The organism is Segatella baroniae DSM 16972 = JCM 13447 (genome assembly GCF_000426585.1).
Lineage (GTDB): Bacteria > Bacteroidota > Bacteroidia > Bacteroidales > Bacteroidaceae > Prevotella > Prevotella baroniae.
On sequence record NZ_AUFQ01000001.1, the window covers coordinates 318,778 to 344,080 of the forward strand.

Annotated in this window: 15 protein-coding genes and 2 tRNA genes; 12 read left to right on the forward strand and 5 right to left on the reverse strand. The window is 54.3% G+C overall.

What is annotated here, in order from left to right:
* Positions 1-11: 11 nt before the first annotated feature.
* Positions 12-85: transfer RNA gene (locus K334_RS0101380), tRNA-Thr, on the reverse strand.
* 250 nt (positions 86-335) lie between these two features.
* On the opposite strand from K334_RS0101380, the gene K334_RS0101385 reads away from it, so the two are divergent.
* From K334_RS0101385 to queF, 3 genes are all read left to right on the forward strand, one after another.
* On the forward strand, positions 336-1,277 hold the full coding sequence (locus K334_RS0101385; protein WP_021590452.1) for a calcium/sodium antiporter: 942 nt from the start codon (positions 336-338) through the stop codon (positions 1,275-1,277).
* A 168-nt stretch (positions 1,278-1,445) separates the two neighbouring features.
* Positions 1,446-2,135, forward strand: coding sequence for a queuosine precursor transporter (locus K334_RS0101390; RefSeq protein WP_027444395.1), 690 nt, complete (start codon positions 1,446-1,448; stop codon positions 2,133-2,135).
* 5 nt (positions 2,136-2,140) lie between these two features.
* On the forward strand, positions 2,141-2,611 hold the full coding sequence (gene queF / locus K334_RS0101395; RefSeq protein WP_021590534.1) for a preQ(1) synthase: 471 nt from the start codon (positions 2,141-2,143) through the stop codon (positions 2,609-2,611).
* A gap of 237 nt (positions 2,612-2,848) precedes the next feature.
* Here the strand turns inward: queF and K334_RS0101400 are convergent, their stop codons facing one another.
* Positions 2,849-3,700 carry a hypothetical protein gene (locus K334_RS0101400; RefSeq protein ID WP_021590436.1) on the reverse strand — a complete coding sequence of 284 codons (852 nt, stop codon included), beginning with the start codon at positions 3,698-3,700 and terminating at the stop codon, positions 2,849-2,851.
* A 201-nt stretch (positions 3,701-3,901) separates the two neighbouring features.
* Here K334_RS0101400 and K334_RS0101405 point away from each other — a divergent pair, with 201 nt between their 5' ends.
* The 4 genes from K334_RS0101405 to K334_RS0101420 all read left to right on the forward strand — a co-directional run bounded on the left by K334_RS0101405 (position 3,902) and on the right by K334_RS0101420 (position 9,353).
* Positions 3,902-5,677 (forward strand): hydroxymethylglutaryl-CoA lyase-like TIM-barrel protein, encoded by a 1,776-nt coding sequence (locus K334_RS0101405; protein ID WP_021590505.1) that lies wholly within the window; start codon positions 3,902-3,904, stop codon positions 5,675-5,677.
* A complete protein-coding gene (locus K334_RS0101410) occupies positions 5,667-6,233 on the forward strand; it encodes an HDIG domain-containing metalloprotein (protein ID WP_373277787.1) in 567 nt (188 codons plus the stop codon). Before K334_RS0101405 ends, K334_RS0101410 begins: the two co-directional genes overlap by 11 nt.
* An 84-nt stretch (positions 6,234-6,317) precedes the next feature.
* Positions 6,318-9,149, forward strand: coding sequence for a putative LPS assembly protein LptD (locus K334_RS0101415; RefSeq protein ID WP_027444396.1), 2,832 nt, complete (start codon positions 6,318-6,320; stop codon positions 9,147-9,149).
* 130 nt (positions 9,150-9,279) lie between these two features.
* Positions 9,280-9,353, forward strand: a tRNA-Arg gene (locus K334_RS0101420).
* Positions 9,354-9,458: 105 nt separating this feature from the next.
* Here K334_RS0101420 and K334_RS0101425 read toward each other — a convergent pair.
* Positions 9,459-10,568: an FMN-binding protein gene (locus K334_RS0101425; RefSeq protein WP_373277788.1), complete on the reverse strand. Its 1,110-nt coding sequence runs from the start codon at positions 10,566-10,568 to the stop codon at positions 9,459-9,461.
* Between the two features lie 129 nt (positions 10,569-10,697).
* Positions 10,698-11,591 carry an SEL1-like repeat protein gene (locus K334_RS13240; protein ID WP_051218614.1) on the reverse strand — a complete coding sequence of 298 codons (894 nt, stop codon included), beginning with the start codon at positions 11,589-11,591 and terminating at the stop codon, positions 10,698-10,700.
* Positions 11,592-12,081: 490 nt separating this feature from the next.
* On the opposite strand from K334_RS13240, the gene K334_RS0101440 reads away from it, so the two are divergent.
* From K334_RS0101440 to K334_RS0101450, 3 genes are read left to right on the forward strand one after another with little or no spacing between them, the layout of a single operon-like run.
* Complete coding sequence (locus tag K334_RS0101440) at positions 12,082-12,591, forward strand: sigma-70 family RNA polymerase sigma factor (RefSeq protein WP_025880838.1); 510 nt, start codon at positions 12,082-12,084, stop codon at positions 12,589-12,591.
* A complete protein-coding gene (locus K334_RS0101445; RefSeq protein ID WP_025880839.1) occupies positions 12,579-13,205 on the forward strand; it encodes a hypothetical protein in 627 nt (208 codons plus the stop codon). Before K334_RS0101440 ends, K334_RS0101445 begins: the two co-directional genes overlap by 13 nt.
* A 14-nt stretch (positions 13,206-13,219) precedes the next feature.
* Positions 13,220-15,790 carry a TonB-dependent receptor gene (locus tag K334_RS0101450; protein ID WP_025880840.1) on the forward strand — a complete coding sequence of 857 codons (2,571 nt, stop codon included), beginning with the start codon at positions 13,220-13,222 and terminating at the stop codon, positions 15,788-15,790.
* A gap of 742 nt (positions 15,791-16,532) precedes the next feature.
* On the opposite strand, the gene K334_RS0101455 is transcribed toward K334_RS0101450, so the two are convergent.
* A complete protein-coding gene (locus K334_RS0101455; RefSeq protein WP_021590532.1) occupies positions 16,533-17,096 on the reverse strand; it encodes an Ig-like domain-containing protein in 564 nt (187 codons plus the stop codon).
* Positions 17,097-17,356: 260 nt separating this feature from the next.
* Here K334_RS0101455 and K334_RS0101460 point away from each other — a divergent pair, with 260 nt between their 5' ends.
* Together K334_RS0101460 and K334_RS0101465 are read left to right on the forward strand one after the other, a co-directional pair.
* On the forward strand, positions 17,357-21,433 hold the full coding sequence (locus K334_RS0101460; protein ID WP_248623494.1) for an ATP-binding protein: 4,077 nt from the start codon (positions 17,357-17,359) through the stop codon (positions 21,431-21,433).
* Positions 21,434-21,565: 132 nt separating this feature from the next.
* Positions 21,566-24,505 carry a TIM-barrel domain-containing protein gene (locus tag K334_RS0101465; protein WP_051218616.1) on the forward strand — a complete coding sequence of 980 codons (2,940 nt, stop codon included), beginning with the start codon at positions 21,566-21,568 and terminating at the stop codon, positions 24,503-24,505.
* Positions 24,506-25,303: the final 798 nt, after the last annotated feature.

Here is a 25,303-nt window from a genome sequence, read left to right on the forward strand (position 1 = left end):
GATTGCCTTTGAGCCTCTTGTCGGATTCGAACCAACGACCCCGAGATTACAAATCACGTGCTCTGGCCAACTGAGCTAAAGAGGCGGGGTGGGCAAGCGATTCATATCGCGCCGCTACAACCAAGTACCCTTGCTATGTTCCCATCCTGGGGGATTCCGAGGGAGCTGGCCGTATGAGACTTGCCCGTCTGTAAGGTCTTTCATTGCTGAAAGCGGGTGCAAAGTTAGTGAAAAGTTTGAATTTACGCCCCGGGAGCCATGCTTTTGACCTGTTTTTAATATAATTTTAGATTTTAATTCCTTATATATGCCGCTTCCCCCGTAACTTTGCAACCATGATTTTGAGTATCTTGATCATCGTCGTCAGTATCGTTGCTGTCATTTATGGGGCAGACAAACTGACAGAAGGCTCGGTCGGAATCGCTGAACGGATGGGCTTGCCGCAGCTTGTCATCGGGCTTACCATCGTGGCCATGGGCACTTCCATGCCCGAATTTTGCATATCACTGATTTCTTCTCTCAAAGGAACCGCCGACCTGGCGGTGGGCAATGTCGTCGGATCGAACATCTTCAACGCCATGCTCATCGTGGGGTGCGCGGCCTTGGTGTCGCCGATGGTCATCTTGCCGACCACCGTCAGAAAGGACATCCCTTTCGCGTTGGTGGCGTCGGTGGTGCTCTTGCTGGTGAGCATGGATGGCGACGTGTCGAGATTGGACGCCGCTGTGCTGATGGCCATGTTCTTCCTGTTCATGTATTTCACACTGCGTGGCGCCCGGATGAACACGGTTGAAGTTGTGGCGTCAAGCGACGGCGACAAGAAACCTTTGCCGGCGTGGAAAGCCCTTGGGCTCGTTCTCTTCGGACTGACGGCCTTGATTTTCGGTTCCAACTTCTTTGTAGACCATGCCACGGCTGTAGCCAGGAGCCTGGGGGTGAGCGACGCCGTCATCGGACTGACCATCGTGGCCGGCGGAACGTCACTGCCCGAGTTGGCGACAAGCATTGTGGCGGCCCGAAAGGGCAACAGCGGCATTGCCATCGGCAACGTCTTGGGCTCCAATGTCTTCAACATTCTCTTCATCTTGGGGGCCACGGGTCTGGTGTCGCCCATGCGACTGGAGGGAATCACGTCGACGGACATGACCGTCCTCATCGTTTCGATGATTCTGCTGTGGCTGTTCTCCTTCACCAAATACACCATCCAACGGTGGGAAGGGGCGTTGCTGGTGGCCGGGTTCGCAGCCTACATGTCCTATCTGCTGTCCATGGCGTGAGCAGTAATGCAGCGAAACATTTGCGAAAGCCGATTTGTTTTCGTAATTTTGCGGCCGCAATTCAAACAACAGAGTGCTTGATACCTCTCAAAAAACAAGGCAGAGTTCTTGAAACCTCTTTAAAAACAAGGGATAGAGTGCTTGACAAACCTCTTTAAAAACAAGAAAATGAAACAAAAAACTCAATCAGTGAGTGTGCTGTTCATGCTTTTCAGCATACTCTTCTGCGTTTGCCTCATTGCGGCAAACCTGTTGGAAACAAAGCAAATCGCAGCAGGCCCGATCAGCTTGACGGGCGGTCTCATCGTCTTTCCCGTCTCCTACATCATCAACGATTGTGTTTGCGAGGTGTGGGGCTATCGCAAGGCCCGGTTGCTGATATGGACCGGCTTTGCCATGAACTTCTTCTTCGTGATTGTCGGTGCCATCTGCGACGCGATTCCCGGTGCTCCTTATTGGACGAACGAGGCCGGTTTCCACGCCATCTTCGGCCTGGCGCCCCGCATTGCGGCCGCTTCGTTCATCGCATTCCTCTTCGGCAGCTTCATCAACGCCTATGTCATGAGCAAGATGAAGCTGCGCGACGGAAAGCGTAGGTTCTCGGCGCGCGCCATTCTCAGCACAATCTTCGGCGAAAGCGCGGACAGCATCATCTTCTTTCCGCTGGCCTTGGGCGGCGTCGTGCCCATGGAGGCGTTGCCGGGAATGATGGTCGGCCAGGTGATATTGAAGACCTTGTACGAGGTGGTGGCCCTGCCTGTGACCATCCGTGTGGTGAAAGCCCTGAAACGCCATGAGGGTGAAGACGTCTACGACGAGGGAATCAGCTATAATGTGTTGAAAGTATTTCAATTGTAAGCCACATGTCAGAGAACAGAAAGGCCGACGGGCTGCAGGCCCTGGGGGCCAAGACGCGCTATCGGATGGATTACGCGCCCGAAGTCCTGGAGACTTTCGAGAACAAACATCCCGAGAACGACTATTGGGTGCAGTTCAACTGCCCCGAGTTCACATCCCTCTGCCCGATTACGGGACAGCCCGACTTCGCGGAAATAAGAATCAGTTATGTGCCGGCGGAGAAGATGGTGGAGAGCAAGAGCTTGAAACTTTATCTGTTCAGCTTCCGCAATCATGGCGATTTCCACGAGGATTGCGTGAACGTCATCATGAAAGACCTGGTCAAACTGATGGCTCCCAAGTACATAGAGGTGACCGGCTATTTCACGCCACGTGGTGGAATCAGCATTTATCCCTACGCCAATTATGGCAGGCCGGGCACTGAATTTGAACAGTTGGCCCGTCACCGCTTCATGAATCATGGCATGAATCGGTGACAGCCGCCGCCTTTTCACATCCGCCTTTCCACCCTTCCACCTTCCCGTCTTTTCACTTCCGGCGCGCGACAGCAGTGCTTTTGCCTTCCAAGAGCACTGCTTTCGCACGCCAAAAGGACTGCTTTCGCACGCTGAAAGAGCTGCTTTAAGGAGCTGAAAGGACTGCTGTTGGAAATGACTTAAGCGTTTTCACACCGAAAACGCTTGGAAAACACGACCTCCCCACGCCGCGGCGACTCACTCCTTCGTCGTTTGTCGGAAAGCCTTGGCCCTCAGTTCGGCCGCAATGCGCTTGGCCTTGACGTTGACATCGTTGATGTCGTTCTTCCTGTAGTAGCTCCGGCTGCCCCAACTGTCGGTCAACACCAATGAGTCTTCGCCCAGATAGTCGATGCTGCACGTGTCGTATCTCAGGTCGACGACGGACATCTTGTTGTCTGTCTTCGACAGTTTGGGCGTTCCACTGCTGATGATGAGCTTGCCGTTCCATACGCGCCACTCGGTGAAGTAGCCGAGTTGGGGGTAGACAACGGGACTTTCGTCCTCCAGCGAGCTGGCTTCGCTGACGTAGCCCACGCTTTGGCACTCCCAGTTGCGCTTCATCCAGAACCCATACTCGCGCGGTATCATGTAGGTGGCCTTTGCCGAGTCGGACATGGTGCGCTCAATCCGCTTTTGCAACGTCTCGCTCATGTGCTCCCAATCGCGCATCTTGGGCATTACCACGTAGCACCAAATACCTTTGAGCTGGTCGATGTTGACGACCAAGTCCACCTTTCTCTTGTCCAGCCTGTTGAGTATGACGCCTATCCGGTCGCCGACGGCAGGCTTGCCGATGACCTTGTGGTTCTGCGAAGCTTCGTAGCAATTGTATCGCACGGGGTCGCTGCCGTCGCTGGGAAGCAGGATGACGACGGAGTCGTTGCAGCCTTCGCAGGCCAGTCCATACACGGTGCTGTCGCCCTTGAGGCGCACTTGTTCCATGTTCGTCCCCTTCGATTGCCGTTCGTGAAGTCTGTTTGAGGAATGATGGCAGGCGGTCGACAGGATGGCCGCCCATGAAAAAGCCCATATCCACTTTGCTTTCATATCGTTACAAGTTGCGATTTAGAGGTTGCAAATGTACGAATTAATCGCTGGTTGGGCAAATGTCACCTTATATATATTAATCAAAAAACACTAAAAAACACAGCCGTGGAAAGATAATTCGGATTTTTTATATAATTTTGCGTTTCGATTGTTGCGCATGAAGCGGCAACGAACAAACGATCATTAATAGCTTGAATAAATATGAAGAAGAAGATTCAGTTCAGTCTCGTCTATCGAGACATGTGGCAAAGCTCGGGTAAGTTCCAGCCTCGCAAAGACCAGCTGGAGCGCATCGCCCCCGTCTTTATAGAAATGGGCTGCTTTGCTCGTGTTGAAACCAATGGTGGAGCCTTCGAACAGGTAAATCTTTTGGCCGGAGAGAACCCGAACGACGCGGTGCGGGCTTTCTGCAAGCCGCTGAACGAGGCCGGTATCAAGACCCACATGCTGGACCGTGGCCTGAACGCGCTCCGCATGTATCCGGTTCCTGACGACGTCCGCAGGCTGATGTACAAGGTGAAGCACGCGCAAGGAACCAACATCACGCGCATCTTCGACGGCCTGAACGACGTCCGCAATATCATCCCGTCAATCAAATGGGCCAAGGAAGCCGGCATGACCGCGCAGGGAACGCTGTGCATCACCACGTCGCCCGTGCACACCTTGGAGTACTATACGAAGATTGCCGACCAACTGATAGAGGCCGGTGCTGAGGAAATCTGCCTGAAGGACATGGCCGGTATTGGCCAGCCCGCACTCCTGGGCAAGCTGACCAAGGCCATCAAGGACAAGCATCCTGACATTTTGATTGAATATCACGGCCATTCCGGCCCCGGACTCTCCATGGCTTCCGTCCTGGAAGTGTGCAACAACGGCGCCGACATCATCGACACGGCCATCGAACCGCTCTCTTGGGGAAAGGTTCACCCAGACATCATCTCCGTGTTGAGCATGTTGAAGAACGAAGGCTTCGACGTTCCTGAAATCAACATGGGCGCCTACATGAAGGCACGGGCCCTGACACAGGAGTTCATCGACGAGTGGCTCGGTTATTTCATCAACCCCGCCAACAAGATCATGTCGTCTTTGCTGCTGGGCTGCGGCCTTCCGGGCGGCATGATGGGCAGCATGATGGCCGACCTCGGCGGCATTCGCCAGACCATCAACAACCTGCGCAAGAAGAAGGGCGAGGAAGAGTTGTCCATGGACGACATGCTCGTGAAGCTCTTCAACGAAGTGGAATACGTCTGGCCGCGCGTGGGTTATCCTCCATTGGTCACTCCGTTCAGCCAATATACCAAGAACATCGCCTTGATGAACCTGCTGACCATGGAGCAGGGCAAGGGCCGCTTCGTCATGATGGACGAATCGATGTGGGGCATGATACTCGGCAAGAGCGGCAAGATTCCGGGCGAAATCGATTCCGAACTCGTTGAACTGGCCAAGAAGCAGGGCCGTGAGTTCACCGACGCCGACCCGCACACGCTGCTGACCGACGCGCTGGACGACTTCAGAAAGGAAATGGACGAGAATGGATGGGGCTACGGCAAAGACGACGAAGAGTTGTTTGAGCTGGCCATGCACCCCGAACAGTATCGCAACTACAAGAGCGGACAGGCCAAGAAGAACTTCCTGGCCGACCTGCAGAAGGCAAAGGACGCCAAGCTCGGCGCCCAGGTGAGTCCGGAACAGGCCGCAGCCTTCAAGCACGCCAAGGCCGACGCCATCGTGGCACCGGTCAAGGGACAGCTGTTCTGGGAGTTCCAGGGCGACGCGGAGGCCGTGGCTGCCGTGGAACCGTTCATCGGCAAGGAATACAAAGAGGGCGAAGCGTTCTGCTACATCTGCACGCCGTGGGGCGAGTTCGAGACGGTTCCCGCCGCATTGGGCGGACAACTCGTCGAAATCAATGCCAAACAAGGCGCCAAGGTCAACCGCGGTGACGTGATAGCCTATATCCAGAGAAATGAAGAATGACACCGATACTTCCTCCATGTTGTGGAAAGAAGTATTCAAACATTATTATCCGGAGGATGACGGATTGCGTAGAATCCTCCTGCAACATAGCCAATCTGTAGCGATCAAGTCGCTACAGATTGTTTCTTTACACCCCGAACTGCGTCTGGAGAGGGACTTTATCATCAACGCCTGCATGCTCCATGACATCGGAATCATGAAATGTAACGCGCCGGGAATATGCTGTCATGGCGACAAACCTTATATACAGCATGGCATTCTGGGCGCGGAAATGCTGCGGGAGTTGGGTGTCGACGAGGCATTCGCCCGTATATGTGAGCGACATACGGGGGCGGGTATCACGTTGCAGGACATTGAAAGGCAGAAGCTTCCTTTGCCGCCGGCCGACCTGGTTCCCGAAACGACGGCGGAACAGCTTGTCTGCTATGCCGACAAGTTCTACAGCAAAAGCCATCTCGACGCAGAGAAGACAATCGAACAGGCCAGAAACAGCCTTCTGCGGTTCAGCGACGAGGGTTTGAAACGCTTCGACAAGTGGGTGAAAATGTTTGAATAGAAAAGTTAAAAAAGTGATGAACGCGTCAAAATCTCATGCAACTGGCCATGCGTATGTCATCTTTTTACTATTTTTGCACTTCACATGAGAAGGAAAACGTTCACTCTTCTGTTGTCCATGGCCTTTGTTTATGTGTTGGCCAGCGTCAATATGCCTCTTTTCAAGTCGTTGAAAAAGAAGCATGCCGTTGGTTCTTTGGCAACGAAAGATTCCTTGTTTCCAGACTCCACCAAGGCAAATGCCGTCGATACGACGAAGATGGACTCGTTGCAACTGGCCATTTACCGACACAACAAGCAGATTGACGACTCCATCCGACTGGATTCCCTGAACCGTCAGCGGTCCACCGGTATCGAAGCCCCTGTCGTTTTCTCGGCGGAAGACTCCATGATTTACGATGCGCAACGCAAGACCGCGCACCTCTTCGGCTCTTCGAGCGTGAAATACACGGCCATGGACTTGAAGAGCGAGAAGATTTACATGAGTCTGGACAGCGACATTGTCCACGCAACAGGGGCGTTTGCGGACTCTACAAGGACAAAATTGTCGGGCACTCCGGTCTTCAAGATGGGGTCGGACTCCTACGAGAGCGACACGATGGCTTTCAATTTCAAGACGAAGAAGGGCCTGATTCAGAACGTATATACCCAGCAGGAGGAAGGATTCCTGCGCAGCAAACTGTCCAAACGCAACGACAATGGCGACGTTTATCTGCAACATGGCCGCTACACCACGTGCGATGCGCCGCATCCCGACTTCTATATCTCGATATCGCGGGCCAAGTTGCGCCCCGGAAAAGACGTCGTCTTCGGGCCGGCATACTTTGTCGTGGCCGACGTTCCGCTGCCTTTGGCGATTCCCTACGGTTTCTTTCCCTTTACCAAGAGCTATTCGAGCGGCTTCATCATGCCTACATACGGCGATGAAAGCGACCGCGGTTTCTATCTCAGAGATGGCGGATACTACTTCGCCATGAGCGACAAGTGGGACTTGAAGCTGCTGGGTGAAATCTATACGAAAGGCTCCTGGGGCTTGAGCGCTGCGACGAATTATCGGAAACGGTACCGCTACAACGGCAGTTTCTACGTGAGTTATCAGGACACGCGCACAGGGGACAAGGGACTGCCGGACTACACCAAGCAGCAGAGTTTCAAGGTTCAATGGAGTCATCGTCAGGACGCGAAGGCCAATCCGTACAACTCTTTGTCGGCAAGCGTCAACTTCGCGTCGTCCAGTTATGAGCGAAACAACTTGAACAGTCTCTACAATCCCCAGACACTCACACAGTCGACCAGAACCTCTTCGGTCAACTGGAGCACGACGTTTTCAAGCATTGGAATGACCCTAAGCTCAACGGCCAACCTCTCGCAGAACATGCGTGATTCGAGCATTGCCATGACATTGCCCGATTTGAACATATCCATCTCGCGCTTCTACCCATTCAAAAGGAAGCATGGAGTGGGCTCACAGAGGTGGTATGAGAAGATTTCGATGAGCTATACAGGCCAGTTGAGCAATTCCATCTCCACCAAAGAGGACAAACTCATGCGCTCCAACCTCATCAAGGACTGGCGAAACGGCATGCAACATCAGATTCCCGTGAGTGGAAGTTTCACGCTTTTGAACTATATCAACGTGAATCCTTCCTTCAATTTCACCGATCGGATGTACACCAACAAGGTAAGATACTCGTGGAACAGCGCCACCCAGCGCGAGGAAGCGGACACGACATACGGATTCCACAATGTATATAATTGGAACCTAAGTCTGAGCGCCAGCTCCAAGGTTTACGTCTTCTATACGCCAATCCGCAAACTTTTCGGTGATAAAATCCAAACCATCCGCCATGTCATCACGCCGACAGTCTCCTTCTCTTACGCCCCCGACTTCGGCTCATCCCGCTACGGCTACTATGATACCTACCAAAAAACGAATGCCGACGGCACTGTGGAACTGGTGGAATACTCGCCTTTTCGCAACTCGCTTTACGGTGTTCCGGGCCGGGGAAAGACAGGAAGTATCAGTTTCGGAATCAACAACAACATTGAAATGAAGGTGAAGTCAGACGAAGACTCGACCGGTTTCAAGAAACTATCCCTAATCGACAATCTCGGTTTCAACATGTCCTACAATATGGCCGCCAAGGAAAAGCCGTGGAGTGACTTGTCCATGAACATCCGATTGAAGTGGTGGAAGAACTATACTTTCAACATGAACGCGGTCTTTGCCAGCTATGCTTACGAGCTGGACGCCAACGGCAATCCCTATGTAGGCAACCACACCTACTGGGGAATGGGCAAGTGGGGCCGCTTCCAGGGCATGTCCCAGAACATATCCTACACCTTGACGCCGGAAAAGATACGCAAATTCTTCGGCGGAGAGGACGAAGGGAAGAAGGATGACAAGAAAAAGAAAAGCGACGAGGGCATTGACACCGATATAGAGAGCAACGTAGACGAGGACATGGTCGACGCCCAGCATGCCGCAAAGGCCCGCCAAGGCGGCGGAAAGGCCGAGACCGACGCCGACGGCTTCATGAAATTCTCCATGCCTTGGTCCATAACGTTCGGCTATGGCATTACCATGCGCGAGAACATGGATGTCAAGAAGTTCAACAAGAAGACCATGCGCTATCCCTACAAGTTCACGCAGACCCTTAACATGAGTGGCAACATCCGCATCAGCGACGGCTGGAACATCAGTTTCTCTTCAGGCTACGACTTTGAAAACCACGCGATGAGCATGACGACCGCCAGCCTTCAGCGCGACCTGCACTGCTTCAACATGAGTTGTTCGGTGGTGTTGGCGCCCTACACGAGCTACAACTTCACCTTCCGGGCCAACGCCAGCACGCTGACCGACGCGTTGAAATACGACAAGCGAAGCGGTTACAGCAATGCCGTGCAGTGGTATTGAACACCTTCCGCGAAGCCGCAATGGTGCCGGAATCCCCTTTTCGTTTGCAATACTACAGGTGTATTTGGCTAAAAATACACCTTTCTTTTTGGTCAGTTTATTATTTTGTTGTACATTTGCACCTGTCAACGGTCCCGTAGCTTAGCTGAATAGAGCGTCAGATTCCGGTTCTGAAGGTCTTGGGTTTGAATCCCAACGGGATCACAACATGGAAAAGCGGAAATCCCATCGCATGGGACTTCCGCTTTTTCGTGTTTCCAAGCACCTGTTCGGGCGTTTGCCATGGCCCATCAAGCCGTATGTGCCGTTTCATTTCCTTGCAAACAGCTTCGTCTGGCTTACCTTGAACAATGTTCCCAAGGGGCATACAAACCGGCAATAGGGCCTCATGACGACGGTGGAGAGCAGCGTGAACGCCACAGCGATGGCGATGACGACCCACGAAGCCGACCGGAAGATGAATGCCGAGAAGGGTTCGTAGTCCACCCAGCCCGCCCACGCGCCGGTCCACAGGCAAAGCATGAGCACCCCCCACAGCACTTTTCTGAAACGGTTGAGCCTTCCGACGGTCTTCGAGCTTATTTTCAGGTTCTTCTTCACACTTTTGCCAGCCAGTTCCTGCAAGCATCCCAGCGGACACACATTGTTGCAATAATGGTTTTTCTTGCCAAACAGCGGATAGATGAAGGCCATGACGAGCATGAGCAGCGGCGTAAGCAGTGCCAGAAGGTTCATGCCGTTGGACATGAAGCCGATGATGGCGGAATAGGAAAGGAACGTTCCGCACCAGAAGCCCAGCACGACGATGTTCAGCACCTGCTGAACCAGGCGGTAACGCTTGCTTTTATAGACCAAAGGAACGATGGCGGCCATCAGCGCCACCAGCAGACCGGCCAGCGTCTTCCAACTCATGTCCAGTTGCTCCCACCACTTTTTCGTTGCGGTCGCCTTGCCGGCATATTGCAGTCCACGCTCCATATTGTCGATGATGGCCTTCGACGAGAACGTAGCCCCCGACACCGCGTCCACCTGCATGGCCGCAGCCTCCTCCACGGTCTTGCCGTTCCATCGGGTCAGAAGTCGACGGGCCTGGTCGAAGAAGTCAGGTGTCTCGGCGTTGCGCAGCGCTTTCACGCCCATGACTCTACCTTCTTTGATGGTTATTTCCAGCGGCACAGGGCCACCATAGCCGATGATGTCCTTGCCCAACGGGGTCGTATTGATGACATAAGCGCCGTCCGCCGTCATCCTGATTGTATCGCCGGCCTGCGATTTGACGGCTGTGACGGCAGTCTCCCCCACTTCCCGTCCCAGCAGTCTGCCGTCCCTCCGAATCGAAACCACGGCAATGAGGACGATGCAGACCAGTAGGCTCGCCAGTCGTGCAAGCCTGTCGTTCCATTTTTTCATCTTGTTCATTCTCTATAAAACGTGTGTGAACATTCTTCTTCCGTATGAAGATGCGTCGACAGGGCGCAGGTTTATACCGGCAAGGCGCTTTTAACAATCTTTGTCGAGGCGTCTGCGTGGCCATGCGGCCCTGTTCGGCTATGAGCAAGGCCCGTCGCCGTTCCACAGGTAGAGGCCGCTTGCTATTTCGGCAAGCTCCTCGATGGCCGCTTCATACCCCTGGTCGGCGGCAAGCCTGAACCAATGGACGGCCTTCTGCATGTCCTTGGGGACACTCTCTCCATTATAATAGCACACGCCGAGGTTGTATTGTCCGCAATCGTTCCCTTGTTGGGCGGAGAGCTGGTAGCATTCAAAGGCTTTCGCCGCGCTTCTGGCCACTCCGTTGCCGTTTATATAGCACGTGCCCAAGGCTGCCAGGGCGTCGGCGTCGCCTTGTTCGGCGGCCAGCTTGTAATACTTGACAGCCTGCGCGTAGCTTTGTTCGACGCCTTCGCCGTTTTCATAGCACAAAGCCAGGTTGTATAGTCCGGCGGGCCAGCCTTGTTCGGCGGAGAGTTCAAAGTACTTGACGGCCTTCCCCATGTCCTTGGGCACCCCAGCAGCGTAGAGATAGCATTCGCCCAGGTTGTTCTGGGCCACGCAGTCGCCTTGCGCGGCGGCCTTCTTGAAGAACCGGGTGGCCATCTTGCTGTCTTTCTCGACGCCGCAGCCCTCTATGTAGAACACACCCAGGTTGCATTGCGCCTCGGGGTCGCCCTGTTCTGCGGCCAACCGATAGTATTCTATGGCCTTGGCGAAGTCCTTCTCCACCCCCACTCCATTCTCGTAGCAGAGAGCGAGGTTGAATTGCGCGTCGACATGTCCCTGGTCGGCCGCCATCTTGTAGTATTTGGCCGCCAGTCTGTCACTTTTCCTGATGTTGGAGCCCAGCTCGTAGCATACGCCCAGGTCAAACTGCGCCTCCATGTTGCCTGCGTCGGCCTCCTTTTTCAGCGTCGGGCTGTACAAAACTTCATTGTTGTCGATCATCGTTGCGTGTCTGTTTGCAAATCAATGCAAAAATACGGATTTTACATCAGTCGGCAAAACATGTGCGCATGATATTCGATGAATGGGAAATGAATGGGGAATTTGAAATGAGAAGTGTGAAGTTTGAAATGAGAAATGGGAAGTGAGGAATGGGAAGTGACATGCAAAGGAGATGCGGTAGCTGACCTTTCTACTTGCAGAAGCTGACTTTTGAGCTTACAAAAGCTACCCTTTGACAAAGCAAAAGCTGCCCTTTGAGCTGCTGAAAGCACGGCCGTTGCACGGCAAAAGCTGCCCTTTGACCCGCTGTTCAGCGTGCTCGCTCAAATCAAAGCGCATTCTGCATCCCCTGACACCAGCCGTTCAACGCTTGCGCTCGCCGACAACCGTCCTTCATTCTTTTGCCGTTTTTTTCTTATTTTTGCACCACGACATCAAAAAACATCATCAAGGGTTAGGAAAACGCATTTTCATGTGTATCTGAAGTGTTATGATACAAAAAACAAGAATAGAACGACTGTTTCGCCACCACTACCGGGACATGTATCGACTGGCCATCATACTGCTCCACGACGACGCCGAAAGCAAGGACGTCATCAGTGAGGTCTTCGCCCGGTTGGCGGCCAGGGAGGACGACTTGGAGGAGGGAAAGGAACGTGCTTTCCTGATGACGAGCGTCCGCAACCGGTGCCTCAACGTCATCCGCAACCGCAACCTGCGCCAGAAAATACAAAGAATGTATCTCCTGGATGTGGAGAACGACATCCGCCCCGTCGAGGCCATGGAGGATGAACTCGCCCGAATCAACAGCCTGATTGCCACCGTGCTCACGGAACAAGACCGCAACATCCTGCTGCTCCACTACCGCTCGCGCCTCAAGTACAGGGAAATAGCCGAACGGGAAGGTATCAGCGAGGTGGCCGTCTACAAGCACCTGCGCAAAGCCATCGAAACAATTCGCAATCACTTTCAAACGGAACAAACGACATGGAAAAGATAGAACAACTCATACAGATGATGGAGCACCCCGAGAAGTATTCGGAAGACCAATGGAAGGACATTCTCTGCGACGACGAATGCCGTGCCTGCTACCAGCTGATGTCGAAGACCGACAGCGCATTGGGCCACAAGGACATCGACGACGAGGCCATCGAAGAGGAGTGGCGGCGGTTCGAACACGCGCACTATGGCCGCTCCCGCATGCTGCCGCGCCGCAAGATTGCGGCCGCCTGCATTGGTTTTGCCCTGATTTCAGGTATCGCCTTCGCAGCCATCAAGGGCGGATGGTTCGCAACCCGACACGCCGCGCCGCGGCAACCGGCTGTCCAAGTAGAGGCAACGGCGCCGCATCTTGACAAGGAAAGGGCCGACACGCTCGTGCGGAAGTCCGACACCACCGTCAAGACATACGACAACGTCATGCTCCGAGACATACTGAACGACCTAGCAACGCACTATCGGATGACGGTGAACTTCAAGAACACGAAGGCCGCCGACCTGCGCCTGTTCTATCAATGGGACCCCGCCTGCGGCATAGAGACCGTGACGGAACAGCTGAACAACTTCGAACGGTTCCACATCGTGCTCACCAACAAGGAACTCATCGTAGAATAACCTCACGAAAACACATGAAGAAACTTCACATCCTCCTATTGGCCGTCCTTCTCTCGGCAACGGCCGGCGCGCAGAAAATCAACCACGACTTCCATCAGGTTTCACTCTCCGACGCCCTGCGCTACATCATCGCCCACCAGCAGCAATACAACATCAGTTTCATCTACAACGAACTGGAGGACTTTCGGGTCACGGCCGACGTGCGCAACCAGAACGTGACCGAAGCTATCAACCAGCTGATAGGCTTCTATCCCGTGAGCGCAAAGGTGAAGCGGAACGTCACCGACGCGGAAGGCAGGCCCATGCCCGACGAAATCTATGTGGAATGTATTCAGAAAGAGCGCCGGAAGGTCATCGGAAGGGTGGTCGACGGCGACGGACAGCCCATGGGATTCGTCAACATATCACTGCTCCATGCCGCCGACTCCACCTTCGTCAACGGCGGCGTGAGCACCGAGGCGGGCGACTTCGTCATCCCTTGTGCCGAAAAGGACTTGCTGATCAAGCTGTCATACGTGGGCTACAAGACCATCATCCGCCGCATCGAAGGCCTTCGGGTGGGCACCGTCACCATGCGCCCCGACGCCTACAACCTCAAGGGAGTGACGGTGCGGGGCCATCACAAGATGGACTATGTGGACCATTCCACCTACACTTTCACCGACGAACAGGTCAGGAACGCCCGCCAAAGCCAAGACTTGATAGCCACGTTGCCGGGCCTTCGCGTCGACGCCATGACCGGCAAGCTGGCCAGTCTCTTCGACAAGTCGCTGAAAATCCTCATCAACGGCGTGGAAGCCACCGACAACGACCTGAAGGGTATCGAGCCGGACAAGATCAAGAACGTGGAGTATTACACCATTCCGCCGGCTCGCTACGCGGGCGCGGGCACGCTCATCAACATCCACACCCGCCGGTTGGACAACGGTTATGCGGTAGGCTTCGACACGAAGCAGGCCGTCAGCCACGGATTCAACGACACCAACGTATATGCCAAATACACCAAAGGCAACTCGCAGCTGGCCTTCGACTACAACCTGAACTATCGCAACGCGGCCAACTGCCGGGAAGAGAACGCCTACAAGATGACCGACAACGCGAAGACGGCCACCTATACCTATAACGGCGACTACCACTTCGGCTATGCCAACCAGAACTTCAACCTGAGATATCTCTACAGTATCGACGACAGCATCGTGTTTCAAACCCGCTTCACGCCCAACATCTTCACGTGGTTCTGGCGCGACCGATTCGACATAAAGGCCTCCGGGAACGATTTGTGGCAGAACGGACACAGCCTACAGAACCGAACCGTCAGGAGTTTCGGCCCGTCGCTCGACCTCTATTTCAGCCGTAAGATGAAGGGCGGACAGCAGCTTGTGGCCGACGTCGTGGGCACCTACTTCCACAACAAGCAGGGAAACGCCAACCACCAGTTCGACGAAAACAACGCCGAAGTGCTCTACGACGACATGCGCCAACGCAACAACAAGTATTCCATCATCGGCGAACTGGCCTATACCAAGGCTTGGGGAAAGAAGCAATTCTCGGCGGGTTACAAGGCGACGTTGGCCAAGTCGGACTTCGAAATCAGCAACGTGCTGTCCGACTACGCGACTTACGACTACCATGCCACCAACGACAACCATTATGCCTACGCGCAACTGGGCGGCAGCCTGGCCAAACTCAGCTATCGGCTGAGCCTCGGCGCCACCTATATCCACACTGCCAACGACGACACCCGATACAACAAACTCTATTTCACGCCGCAATTGCTCCTGAGCTATCCGGTCAAGAACGGGCGGTTCGGCCTGCGGTTTTATTCCGAACCGGTTCTGCCAGGTATCTCGCAGTTGAGCAACAATTCCACCATCGAGATTCCCGGACTCTACAAACGGGGCAATCCCATGCTCCGAAGCGGCAACGACAAGGCCCTGCAACTGCAATACAGCCTGAACAACCCCTACGTGAACCTACAGACAACCTTGGTCTACAACCACATCTCCGCCCCCATCAACCAATATTTCCGATGGGAGAACATCAACGGCCAGCGCGTCATTGTCCGTTCGCCGCTGAACGGCGATTACCAAACCACCGTGGGCGGCACCTATTTCATTCAGATAAAACCTTTCAAGAGCGAACTCCTTGCCGTCGAGTTCCAAGGCGGATTTTGGAGACAGACCGAGAAAAACGCCTACATGGGCAAGCACCGCCACAACTACACGCCGTTCACCATCTACATGAGTTCGCGCTGGAAAGAGTTCGGTGGCAGCTTCTTTTGGAGACGGGCAGACATGTATCTCGACGGATCCTACCTGCAATCGGACGAAAACTCCTGCGCCATGAACTTCTTTTATCAGCACAAGCAACTGCGGCTGTCGGTCGTCTGCGTCTTCCCTTTCACCACGCCGACTTACAAAAGCGAAACGCTCGACAACAACATCCTGTCCTATCACCACGAAAACAGGATTCCAAGCCAGCGCACCATGTTCACCCTCGGCGTGAGCTACAACCTCTTTTCGGGCAAACAAAAGAACATCCGCAAGCAGATCGACAACCACGACGGCGACAAAGGTACGTTCTGACGGGCAGGAAAAGCTCCCTGACAAGGTCGAAAAACAAGGGGGGACGAAAACAAATCAAGGCTGTCTCACGACAGCCTTGATTCTGAAATTTTCTTTAACTAACTTATTATCAACTATTCATTACTCTATAGTTGTATGCAAAGCTACGGATTTTTTTGCTAACACAAAACGATTTAACGGTTTTTCGTACTAAAAGCCCGCATAAACGGCCTTTTTCCAGCTTTTGGAGTTACATTCCATGCAGTTGTCGGAAACATTCCAACCATCCGAATTACACGTTATGTCATGCTTGTAAACATAACATCGGCACCGTATCGCTGCTCGATTGTAACTTTGCAAGCGTAAAACGATTTTCATAAATGACTACTTCGGTGGCCGACAACCATCGACATCAAGCAAACAAATCAGAAAGAGCCTCCCTGCGGGCAGGCTGCATGCACAAAGTAAAGGTTGGTTGCTTTTTCGGCTGTGACAGTTTTGAAAGCGCGGAATCACAGAACAAGACGGCTTCGACCCGTCGGGAAGTTGGTAAATATGAATAAAAATGAACTCGGCAACACGGATAAGACGACATGGACTTATCGGTTGCCGAGTTTTTTGCCGTCGGGCTTCTTGCCGACATTGCAAAACCATCACGTTTTCCAGGCCAAGGGACTTTGCGTCTTGCGCCTTTCCAGACGTGCAAACTGAAGTTTCGCAAGCGCACAGGATGACGGACGTGGAGCTTGCGAAACTTCAATGGCTATTTGACAGTCACAGAAATGACGCCGGTCTTTTTCTTGCTGTCGCTGACGGTCACCGTCGTGCTTCCTTTCTTGACGCCCTTGATGGTCACCTTGTCGTCTTTTACGCTGGCTGTGGCTGTGCCTGCGTCTTTTACAGTGGCAGTGTATGGCTTGTCACCGGACTTGACCGTAACAGTAGCTTCTTGTCCGACAGTCACTTCCACCGCAGCTTTGTCGAAAGAAAGAGGGGCTACGACCATGAACGGAAGCGTTCCCATAAGTTTGTTTTTGTCGGTAACCATGATGGTTCCCTTTCCTTCCTTGACTCCCGTCACCGTGAGAACATTCTTGTCAACCGTGACTTTTGCCAATTTTTCGTCGCTCGACTTCACCGTGAAAGGTTGGGTTCCATTGCCGATCGTTACATTTGCCGTGCCCGTCGGAATGACCTCCACCTTCGCAACATTGAACTTCAAACCTTTTTGTTTGTTGTCATCATCCTTGCTGCAAGACGCAAACATGACGGCACTCAGGCAACAAACCATCCATACTATTGAATTAAAAACACTTTTCTTTTTCATTGTTTTTGGATTTAAAATACGTTACTTGTTAATTAATGAGTTAATCGCGATTCGTATATTAAATGCCAAACCTTAGAAAAACTTGCTTGCGAAAACAACAAAAAGATGTTAAAACGCCCCTTTGAAAGGATAATTCACACAACGGAAGCCACAGAAGGACAGGGAGATATGCCCGTTAAGAAGCATTTATTGTTAAAATATGTCAACACATGCGCTTTGCCATGGTTTACAGAAACAGGCGTGCCGAAAACTCGCTAACTTTGTATCAGTTAATCCCCGAAGAGCTGAAGCTGATGAAAAGACGGCAATTTACCTTTTTATATCTCTTGTTTCATGCCGTGGTTTGCATGGCGTTGCCCGTACAAAACAAAGTGGCGTTCCACCGCTTGGGCACACACGACGGACTGTCGAACGGCCAGGTGAACTGTATTTTGAAAGACCGAACAGGCTATTTGTGGTTCGGTACGCAGAGCGGACTGGACCGGTTTGACGGCTTCAGGTTCAAGACCTTCCTGAGCAAGGCCAACGACAGAACGTCGCTACCCAACAACCTGGTGGAGGAAATACAGGAGAATGCGGCAGGAAACCTGTGGATTCGCACGGTCATAGGCTATTGCATCTATTCGCCACAGACGGAGACTTTCGACACGGCGTTGCCCGATTGGATGAAAAAACATGGCATGCAGGGCGTGCCCGACAAGGTTTTCATCGACGCGGAGAAGAACATGTGGCTTGCGGTGAATGGCCGTGGACTTTACTTTTATGACGTAAAGCGGGGACAAGCCTTTCTTTTTGCCCGCCGCGGCAGCGGGAAGGCGGCACTCGACAACGACGTCATCACCCACATTTCGCCCTACGGCCGACAGGTTCTGGTGTCGCTGAACGACGGCAGGTTGGCTTGTCTGGACGGGCATTTGCGCCGCATCGTCTGGCGCGACGACACGGTTTACCGACGAAACAGCGGTGCCAAGAAAGATTATAAGGCACTGGCCGACGGCGTGGGAAATATCTGGTACACTTTTTCCGGAAAGACGATTTGTCGAAGCCGGCGGCAACATCGCTGGTTTGATTCGGCTTCGGAGTTTCTTCATTCCGAAGGTTGCCGACTGCCGCTGACCGACTTTGTGGTGAAAGCCATCGTCTCGGACCGGAAGAACGTGGTGTGGATTGCGACAGATCACCATGGCTTGGTGCAGGCCGACTTCGGCAACCGCGTCTTCACTTCCTATCAGTTCGACCCTCTCGACGCGCTCAGCCTGCCCGACAACACCATCCAAAGCCTGTATGTCGACAATCAGAATGCGCTCTGGTTGGGCGGCTACAAGAACGGCCTGGCCTATTGCTCGCCGGCCACATCCAAGTTTTCCACCATTCCGTTGGGCGACGTCTGCACTATTGTGGAAGACCGGAACGGCACCTACTGGTGCGGCACCAACGACCGCGGCATTGTGGCCTATCATCCGGCGACGGGTTCCATCCGTCGGTTTGGCATGGCCCAGACCCATCTGGGCAGCGATGTCATCGTCAGCAGTGTGGCCGACAAGGATGGTTCGCTGTGGTTCGGCTCCTTCAACGGCGGCCTGGCCCATTACAAGCAAGGCGTCTTCAAGGCCTACCGGGCCGGCGACGGTTCGGGATTGGCCAGCGACAACATCTGGTCCCTGGCCGTGGAGGAGTCCACCGGCAGGCTGGTCGTCGCCACGCTGGGCGGCGGCTTGCAGCTGCTGGACCACGAGAGCGGGCGTTTTACCACCTTCAACACGCGCAACTCGAAGCTGCCGACCGACTATCTGTCGTCGTTGTCGTTCGACATCAACGGCAACCTGGTCATCGGCAACGCCACCGATTTCTCCGTCATGAACATGGACAACCATCGTGTGGCCACCTATTCGGGCACCCGCTCGGGGCAGGTGTTCGTCTCGTCCTCGGTCAATCAGGTCTATGCCGACAGCCGCGGACTCATCTGGAACGCCACGGCGTCGGGCGTGACGGTCTACGACCCCAAGACCGACCAGCTCGAAACGCTCGACCTCTCGGCCGGTTTGCTGGGCGCGATGGCCTGTTCGGTGGTAGAAGACCTGGCCCATGGCATGTGGATAGCCAGCGACCACGGCATGTCTCATGTGACGGTGGCCAGAGAGGACGGACAGTGGAGCTTCTTCGTGACAAGCTACAGCGACATCGACGGGCTGCAAAGCCGACAGTTCAACCTGCGGGCCATCTGTCTGGCGGCCAACGGAAACATCATCGTGGGCGGCCAGGATGGCATCAACATCATCCCGCCCCAGAAGGCGATGACCATGAAACGTCAGCCCCGAGCACTCTTTTCAGGGCTCATGCTCTTCGACCATGTGCTGTCGGTGGGCGAAGCCTACCGCGGCAGAATCGTGCTGAAAGAAGCTTTGACAGATGGAAGTGAACTGACATTGACCGCCAAAGAGAACGCATTCACGATTCTGCTGGCTGGCGACGAGGTCATGATTCCCGAGAAGAGCAGGTTCCTCTATCGCCTGAAGGGGTTCAGCGACAAGTGGCTGATGACGCAAGTGGGGCAGCCGAGCGTGACGTTTACGAACCTGGGGGCCAAAACCTACACGCTGGAAGTGAAGGTCGTGAATCGCGACGGACGGGTGAGCGACCGCGTCAGCAGGCTCACCATCAAGGTCGACCCACCTTTTTATCTGTCGAATTGGGCCTTTGGAGCCTACTTCCTCCTCGTTCTGGGCGCGCTCTATCTGGCCAAGTGGCTTGTAGAAAGGCGCCAGCGGGCGAAGTATCACTTGGAACAGGTGGAGTTTGAGGCCGCCCAGAAGCACCGACTGGACGAGCTGAAACTGAATTTCTTCACCAATGTCAGCCACGAACTGCGCACCCCGCTGACACTGATCATCTCGCCGCTGGAAGACTTGCTGCGCAAGGAGACCGACTCGGAACGACATGGAAAGTTGCAACTCATCCATCGCAACGCCCTTCGCTTGCTGGATATGGTGAACGAAATACTCGATTTCCGTAAGGCCGACAAGCAGCAGCAACGCCTGCACTTGCTTTCGGGCAACATCGTCGAGTTTGTCGAGAACATCTGTTCCGGCTTCCGCGAGCTGGCCGGACGTCGGATTTCGCTCACATTCCATTCATCGGTCAAGACGCTGGTGATGCGCTTCGACGAAGACAAGGTGCGCAAGGTGATGAACAACCTGCTTTCCAACGCGTTCAAGTTCACCGACGACGACGGACGCGTCGACGTGTCCCTGCGCGTCATCACGCATCAAACGGGCGGCGCGTCGTCAGAAGAACAGCTGGAAATCAAGGTCAGCGACACCGGCGTCGGTATCAACGACGAGGACAAACGGCACATCTTCGACCGCTTCTATCAGGCCGAGCATACCCGGGAGACGCCCTATGGCGGCACAGGAATAGGCCTGAACCTGGTCAAGAGCTTTGTAGAGCTGCACGACGGGCAGGTTTCCGTGGCCGACAATCCGGGCGGCGGGACGGTGTTTGTGGTGATGATTCCCATTCGTCAAGACGCCGCAGCGGCCACGGCGACGCCATCTCAGCACGCAAACGGCGACCCACAGCAGCGTCACGACGTGCTGGTGGTGGATGATTCCGACGATTTCAGACAGTTCATGGCCGGCGTCCTTGCCGACAAGTACACGGTGAGGGAGGCCGTGAACGGCAAGGACGCGCTGCGCCAGATTGCGCGGAAGAAGCCCGACATCATCCTGAGCGACGTCATGATGCCCGAAATGGACGGCAAGGAGTTGTGCCATCAGGTGAAAGCCGACCCGTCGACCCGCGACATTCCGTTCGTCCTGCTGACGGCGCGGGTGGCCCGAGAGCAGGAGATAGAAGGCATGGAACTGGGTGCCGACGACTATATCACGAAGCCGTTCAACCTGGACTTGCTGCATCTGCGCATCGCCAATCTCATCAAATGGCGCGACGGAGGAAGCCATTCGTCCAAAATCCAACCGAAAATCAGGCAGGAGGAAATCACGTCGCTCGATGAAAAGCTCGTCCAAAACGCCACGAACTATGTGGAGAAGAACCTCGCCAACAGCGACATCTCGGTCGAGACGATGAGCAGCGAACTGGGAATGTCGCGGGTGCAACTCTACAAGAAACTCGTCGCCATCACCGGAACGACTCCTTCCGAGTTCATCCGTCTCATCCGTTTGAAGCACGCGGAGCAACTGTTGCGGCAAAGCCAGCTGAGCGTCAGTGAGGTCGCGTATCGTGTCGGCTTCAATAGTCCACGCTATTTCTCGAAGTATTTCATCGACATGTATGGACTTACACCATCTCAATACAAACGGAAGTTTGAGCAAAGGTAACATTTCATACACCTTTTGGAAACATTTTGAAAGACCGCGAGGGCTTTCCCTCCCCATCCATTAACATGCGGTAGGCCGTGAAAGGCGGATTTCATGTACTTTTGCGATGTTGAATCACAAACAAGCTACAACATGAAATTCGCCAAAAACTTATTCGTCATCTTCCTGTGTGCCGTCGGTCTGGCGGCCTCAGCCCGTTCGTATCAGCAGCAGGGCAACCTGATTACGGTGCAGGTGAAGCACAAGACGCCCACCGGAGCACGTCTCGTTCGGCTCCAAGTCATCAATCAGGACATCATTCGGGTGGAAGCCACGCCCGAAGCCGCCATCCCCCGGAAGCAGAGTCTGATTGTCGTTCCACAGCAACCCTTCACCGACTACACGGTCAGCGAAGGCAAGACTTTCGTGGAAGTCAGGACAAGGAACGTCACGGCCACGGTCGACAAGGCCGACGGAAAGGTGGCTTTCCATGACGCGTCGGGCAAGTTGCTGCTCCGCGAGGCTGCCAATGGTGGCAAGACGTTCAAGCGCTACACCGTGCCGGAGCGTGAAATCGGCGTCGACGGCAAGCTGACGGAAGCCCAAAGACACGGCTGGACGTGGCACGCGCTCTTCGACAGCCCTGCCGACGAGGCCTTCTACGGGCTGGGGCAGCACCAGTCGGAAGAACTGAACATGAAGGGAAAGAATGAAGAATTGTTCCAATACAACACGAAAGTCAGCGTTCCTTTCGTCGTCAGCAACCGCAATTACGGCATACTGTGGGACAGTTACAGCTATGGCCGCTTTGGAAATCCCGACGACTACCTGCAACTGCACCGGGCGTTCAAGCTCTATGACAAACTGGGAAAGCCCGGTTCGCTCACAGGCACCTATATAGAGAAAGGTGGAAAGAAGGTCGTTCGCGCCGAGGACAGCCTCTATTATGAGTTCGCTCTGCCCGACCTGGCCAAGGCAAAGGCCGGCCGCGACCTGGGCGTGGACAATCTTCCGAAAGGATTCAAGTTCAACGGCTCCCACGTCACCTACGAAGGTTACATCGAGGCGCCGACCGACGCGCAGTATCAGTTCATCCTTTATTACGCCGGCTACACCCGGATAGAGCTCGACGGCAAGGAAGTCGTGCCCACCCGCTGGCGAACGGCATGGAACCCCAACAGCTACAAGTTCGCGTTCAACCTGCGCAAGGGCGTCAAGACCAAGCTCTTGGTCGACTGGCTGCCCGATGGAGACGTCAGCTACTGCGGCCTGCGCGCGGCCGCCCCACGCAGCGAACAGGAGCGCGGACGGCTGAGTATATGGAGCGAAATGAGCCGCGACATGGACTATTATTTCATCGCCGGGCGCAACACGGACGAGGTCATCTCGGGCTACCGCACGCTGACGGGCAAGGCCCAGGTCTATCCCAAGTGGACACTCGGCTTCTGGCAGAGCCGCGAACGCTACAAGACGAGCGATGAAATCGAATCGACACTGGCCGAATTTCGCCGCCGCCACATCCCCATCGACAACATCGTGCAGGACTGGAACTACTGGAAACTGGACTCCTGGGGCGACCACACCTTCGAGGCGGCGCGCTATCCCGACCCTCAGGCCATGCTCGACAGCGTGCATGCCATGCACGGCCGGTTCATGATCTCGGTGTGGCCCAAATTCTACAACACCGTGAAGAACTACAAGGAGCTTGACGCCAAGGGCTGGATATACCATCAGGCCGTGGCCGACAGCATACACGACTGGCTCGGCTTCATGGGTTCGTTCTACGACGCCTACCATCCGGAGGCCCGCAAGATGTTCTGGCGGCAGATGGACGAGAACCTCTACAGCAAGTATCGCTACGGCATAGACGCCTGGTGGATGGACGCCAGCGAACCGAACGTGCGCGACTGCACGCCGATGTGGTATCGCAAGGCCCTCAGCGGGCCTACGGCCTTGGGCAGTTCCACCGAATATTTCAACGCCTACTCCATCGTCAACGCCGACGCCATCTATCATGGACAGCGCGGAGTGAACCCCAACCAACGCGTATTTCTGCTGACCCGCAGCGGCTTTGCGGGCGAACAACGCTACTCGACGGCCACCTGGAGCGGCGACATCGGCACCCGCTGGGAGGACATGCGCGCCCAGATGACGGCCGGCATGAACTACAGCGTCAGCGGACTGCCCTTCTGGGGCATGGACCAGGGGGGCTTCTGCGTGGAAAACCGCTATGTGGAGGCCCAGCAACACTATGACGCGACGGGCGAAGAGAACGAAGACTTGAAGGAATGGCGGGAGCTTCAGACCCGCTGGAACCAGTTCGGCTGCTTCATCCCGCTGTACAGGGCACACGGCCAATGGCCCCTGCGCGAGGTGTGGAACATCGCTCCCGACTCCCATCCGGCCTACCAGACCATCGTGGCCTACGACCGTCTGCGCTACCGGCTCATGCCCTATCTCTACAGCATGGCCGGCGCCGTACACTTCAAGGACTACACGATGATGCGCCCGCTCGTGATGGATTTCAACGGCGACAAGCAGGTCTACGACATCAAAGACCAATGGATGTTCGGCCCGTCGCTGATGGCCTGCCCCGTGGGTCACTACAAAGCCCGCAGCCGTCAGGTGTACCTGCCCGAGGCATGCGGCTGGTATGATCTCTACACCAACCGCTTCCACAAAGGCGGCCAGACCATTACGGCCGACGCCCCGCTGGAGAAGATTCCCGTATTCGTTCCGCAAGGGGCCATCATTCCTTTCGGCCCGATGATGGAATGGAGCGACGAACGGCCGGCCAATACGATCCAACTGTTCGTCTATGCGGGCCGAGACGGCCGCTTCACGCTCTACGAGGACGAAGGCACCAACTACAATTATGAGAAAGGCCGATACGCTATCATCGACTTCAGCTACGACGAGGAGACGCGCACCCTGACCATAGGACGGCGTCAAGGCTCATTCGACGGAATGCTGGAGCACAGGAAGTTCAACATCGTCTACAAGACACCGCAGGCCACCACGCGCGACCTGAATGTAGACGAGGCTGGCAGGCTCGTCGACTATGACGGCAATGAACTGAAGATAAGGCTGTGACCAAGCCGGTTTGCACAATCGTTTGCCATGCAGAATGTGGCGTTTAGCGGCGTTTTGCATGGCCCGATTGCCGAATCATCCTATCTTTGCAACAGAATTAAGGCAATCCTGTCGAGAGGCAGGCTACAAGAAACGACAGGTGATTGGTTTCCAGCAAATGGATTGTTTTCAGAGAACGCATAGAAATTGAGGATTTAAATGTTTGGGTAATTTAGTTAGTATTTTGATAGATTGAATTTGAAGAATCCCTAACGAAGGATTAAATAAAGTTTTTGTTGATTTAGTGGAAGAGCCGTTGCAGCGATGTAATGGCTTTTTTGTGCGTTTTACTTTCAAAGGGTGTTTTCCGGCACAAAAAAATCGGAGGGGAAAATCCCGCCCGACCGCTGGGTTCGCACCTCACGGTGCTCCCCTTTGTTTCATCTAATCGTTAACCTGAAAATCTTTTAACTCTACCTTGAAACTAATACTTATTCCTGAATAATCTTTAACCTAATAACTAAAACCTAAACAAAATCTATTACTACTAACCTAAACAATCTATTAACCTTTTGATGATGCAAAGGTAGTGATTGTGTGCGTACACACCAAGTGTTTTGAAGAATAGTTTTCACTGAAAAGCGATTTATTGATTTACGTCAAACAATTGACTTCCGTCAAGTCCGCAAAGGCCCATGGAAAGCAAAACGGCCCAAGATGGCATTGCGGAAGGACAGCGATGGCAGGACAACCGCGCAACTTTCAGCTGGCAAACGTGCTGCTTTCAGACGCCAAACGCACTGCTTTCAGACTCCAACC

Excerpts from the sequence above, each read along its gene's own strand:
- K334_RS0101440 (WP_025880838.1), top strand. The coding sequence starts at position 12,082 with ATGATACAAAAAACAAGAATAGAACGACTGTTTCGCCACCACTACCGG.
- K334_RS0101405 (WP_021590505.1), top strand. The coding sequence starts at position 3,902 with ATGAAGAAGAAGATTCAGTTCAGTCTCGTCTATCGAGACATGTGGCAA.
- K334_RS13240 (WP_051218614.1), bottom strand. The coding sequence starts at position 11,591 with ATGATCGACAACAATGAAGTTTTGTACAGCCCGACGCTGAAAAAGGAG.
- K334_RS0101465 (WP_051218616.1), top strand. The coding sequence starts at position 21,566 with ATGAAATTCGCCAAAAACTTATTCGTCATCTTCCTGTGTGCCGTCGGT.
- queF (WP_021590534.1), top strand. The coding sequence starts at position 2,141 with ATGTCAGAGAACAGAAAGGCCGACGGGCTGCAGGCCCTGGGGGCCAAG.
- K334_RS0101415 (WP_027444396.1), top strand. The coding sequence starts at position 6,318 with ATGAGAAGGAAAACGTTCACTCTTCTGTTGTCCATGGCCTTTGTTTAT.
- K334_RS0101450 (WP_025880840.1), top strand. The coding sequence starts at position 13,220 with ATGAAGAAACTTCACATCCTCCTATTGGCCGTCCTTCTCTCGGCAACG.
- K334_RS0101390 (WP_027444395.1), top strand. The coding sequence starts at position 1,446 with ATGAAACAAAAAACTCAATCAGTGAGTGTGCTGTTCATGCTTTTCAGC.
- K334_RS0101385 (WP_021590452.1), top strand. The coding sequence starts at position 336 with ATGATTTTGAGTATCTTGATCATCGTCGTCAGTATCGTTGCTGTCATT.
- K334_RS0101455 (WP_021590532.1), bottom strand. The coding sequence starts at position 17,096 with ATGAAAAAGAAAAGTGTTTTTAATTCAATAGTATGGATGGTTTGTTGC.
- K334_RS0101425 (WP_373277788.1), bottom strand. The coding sequence starts at position 10,568 with ATGAACAAGATGAAAAAATGGAACGACAGGCTTGCACGACTGGCGAGC.
- K334_RS0101410 (WP_373277787.1), top strand. The coding sequence starts at position 5,667 with ATGAAGAATGACACCGATACTTCCTCCATGTTGTGGAAAGAAGTATTC.
- K334_RS0101400 (WP_021590436.1), bottom strand. The coding sequence starts at position 3,700 with ATGAAAGCAAAGTGGATATGGGCTTTTTCATGGGCGGCCATCCTGTCG.
- K334_RS0101445 (WP_025880839.1), top strand. The coding sequence starts at position 12,579 with ATGGAAAAGATAGAACAACTCATACAGATGATGGAGCACCCCGAGAAG.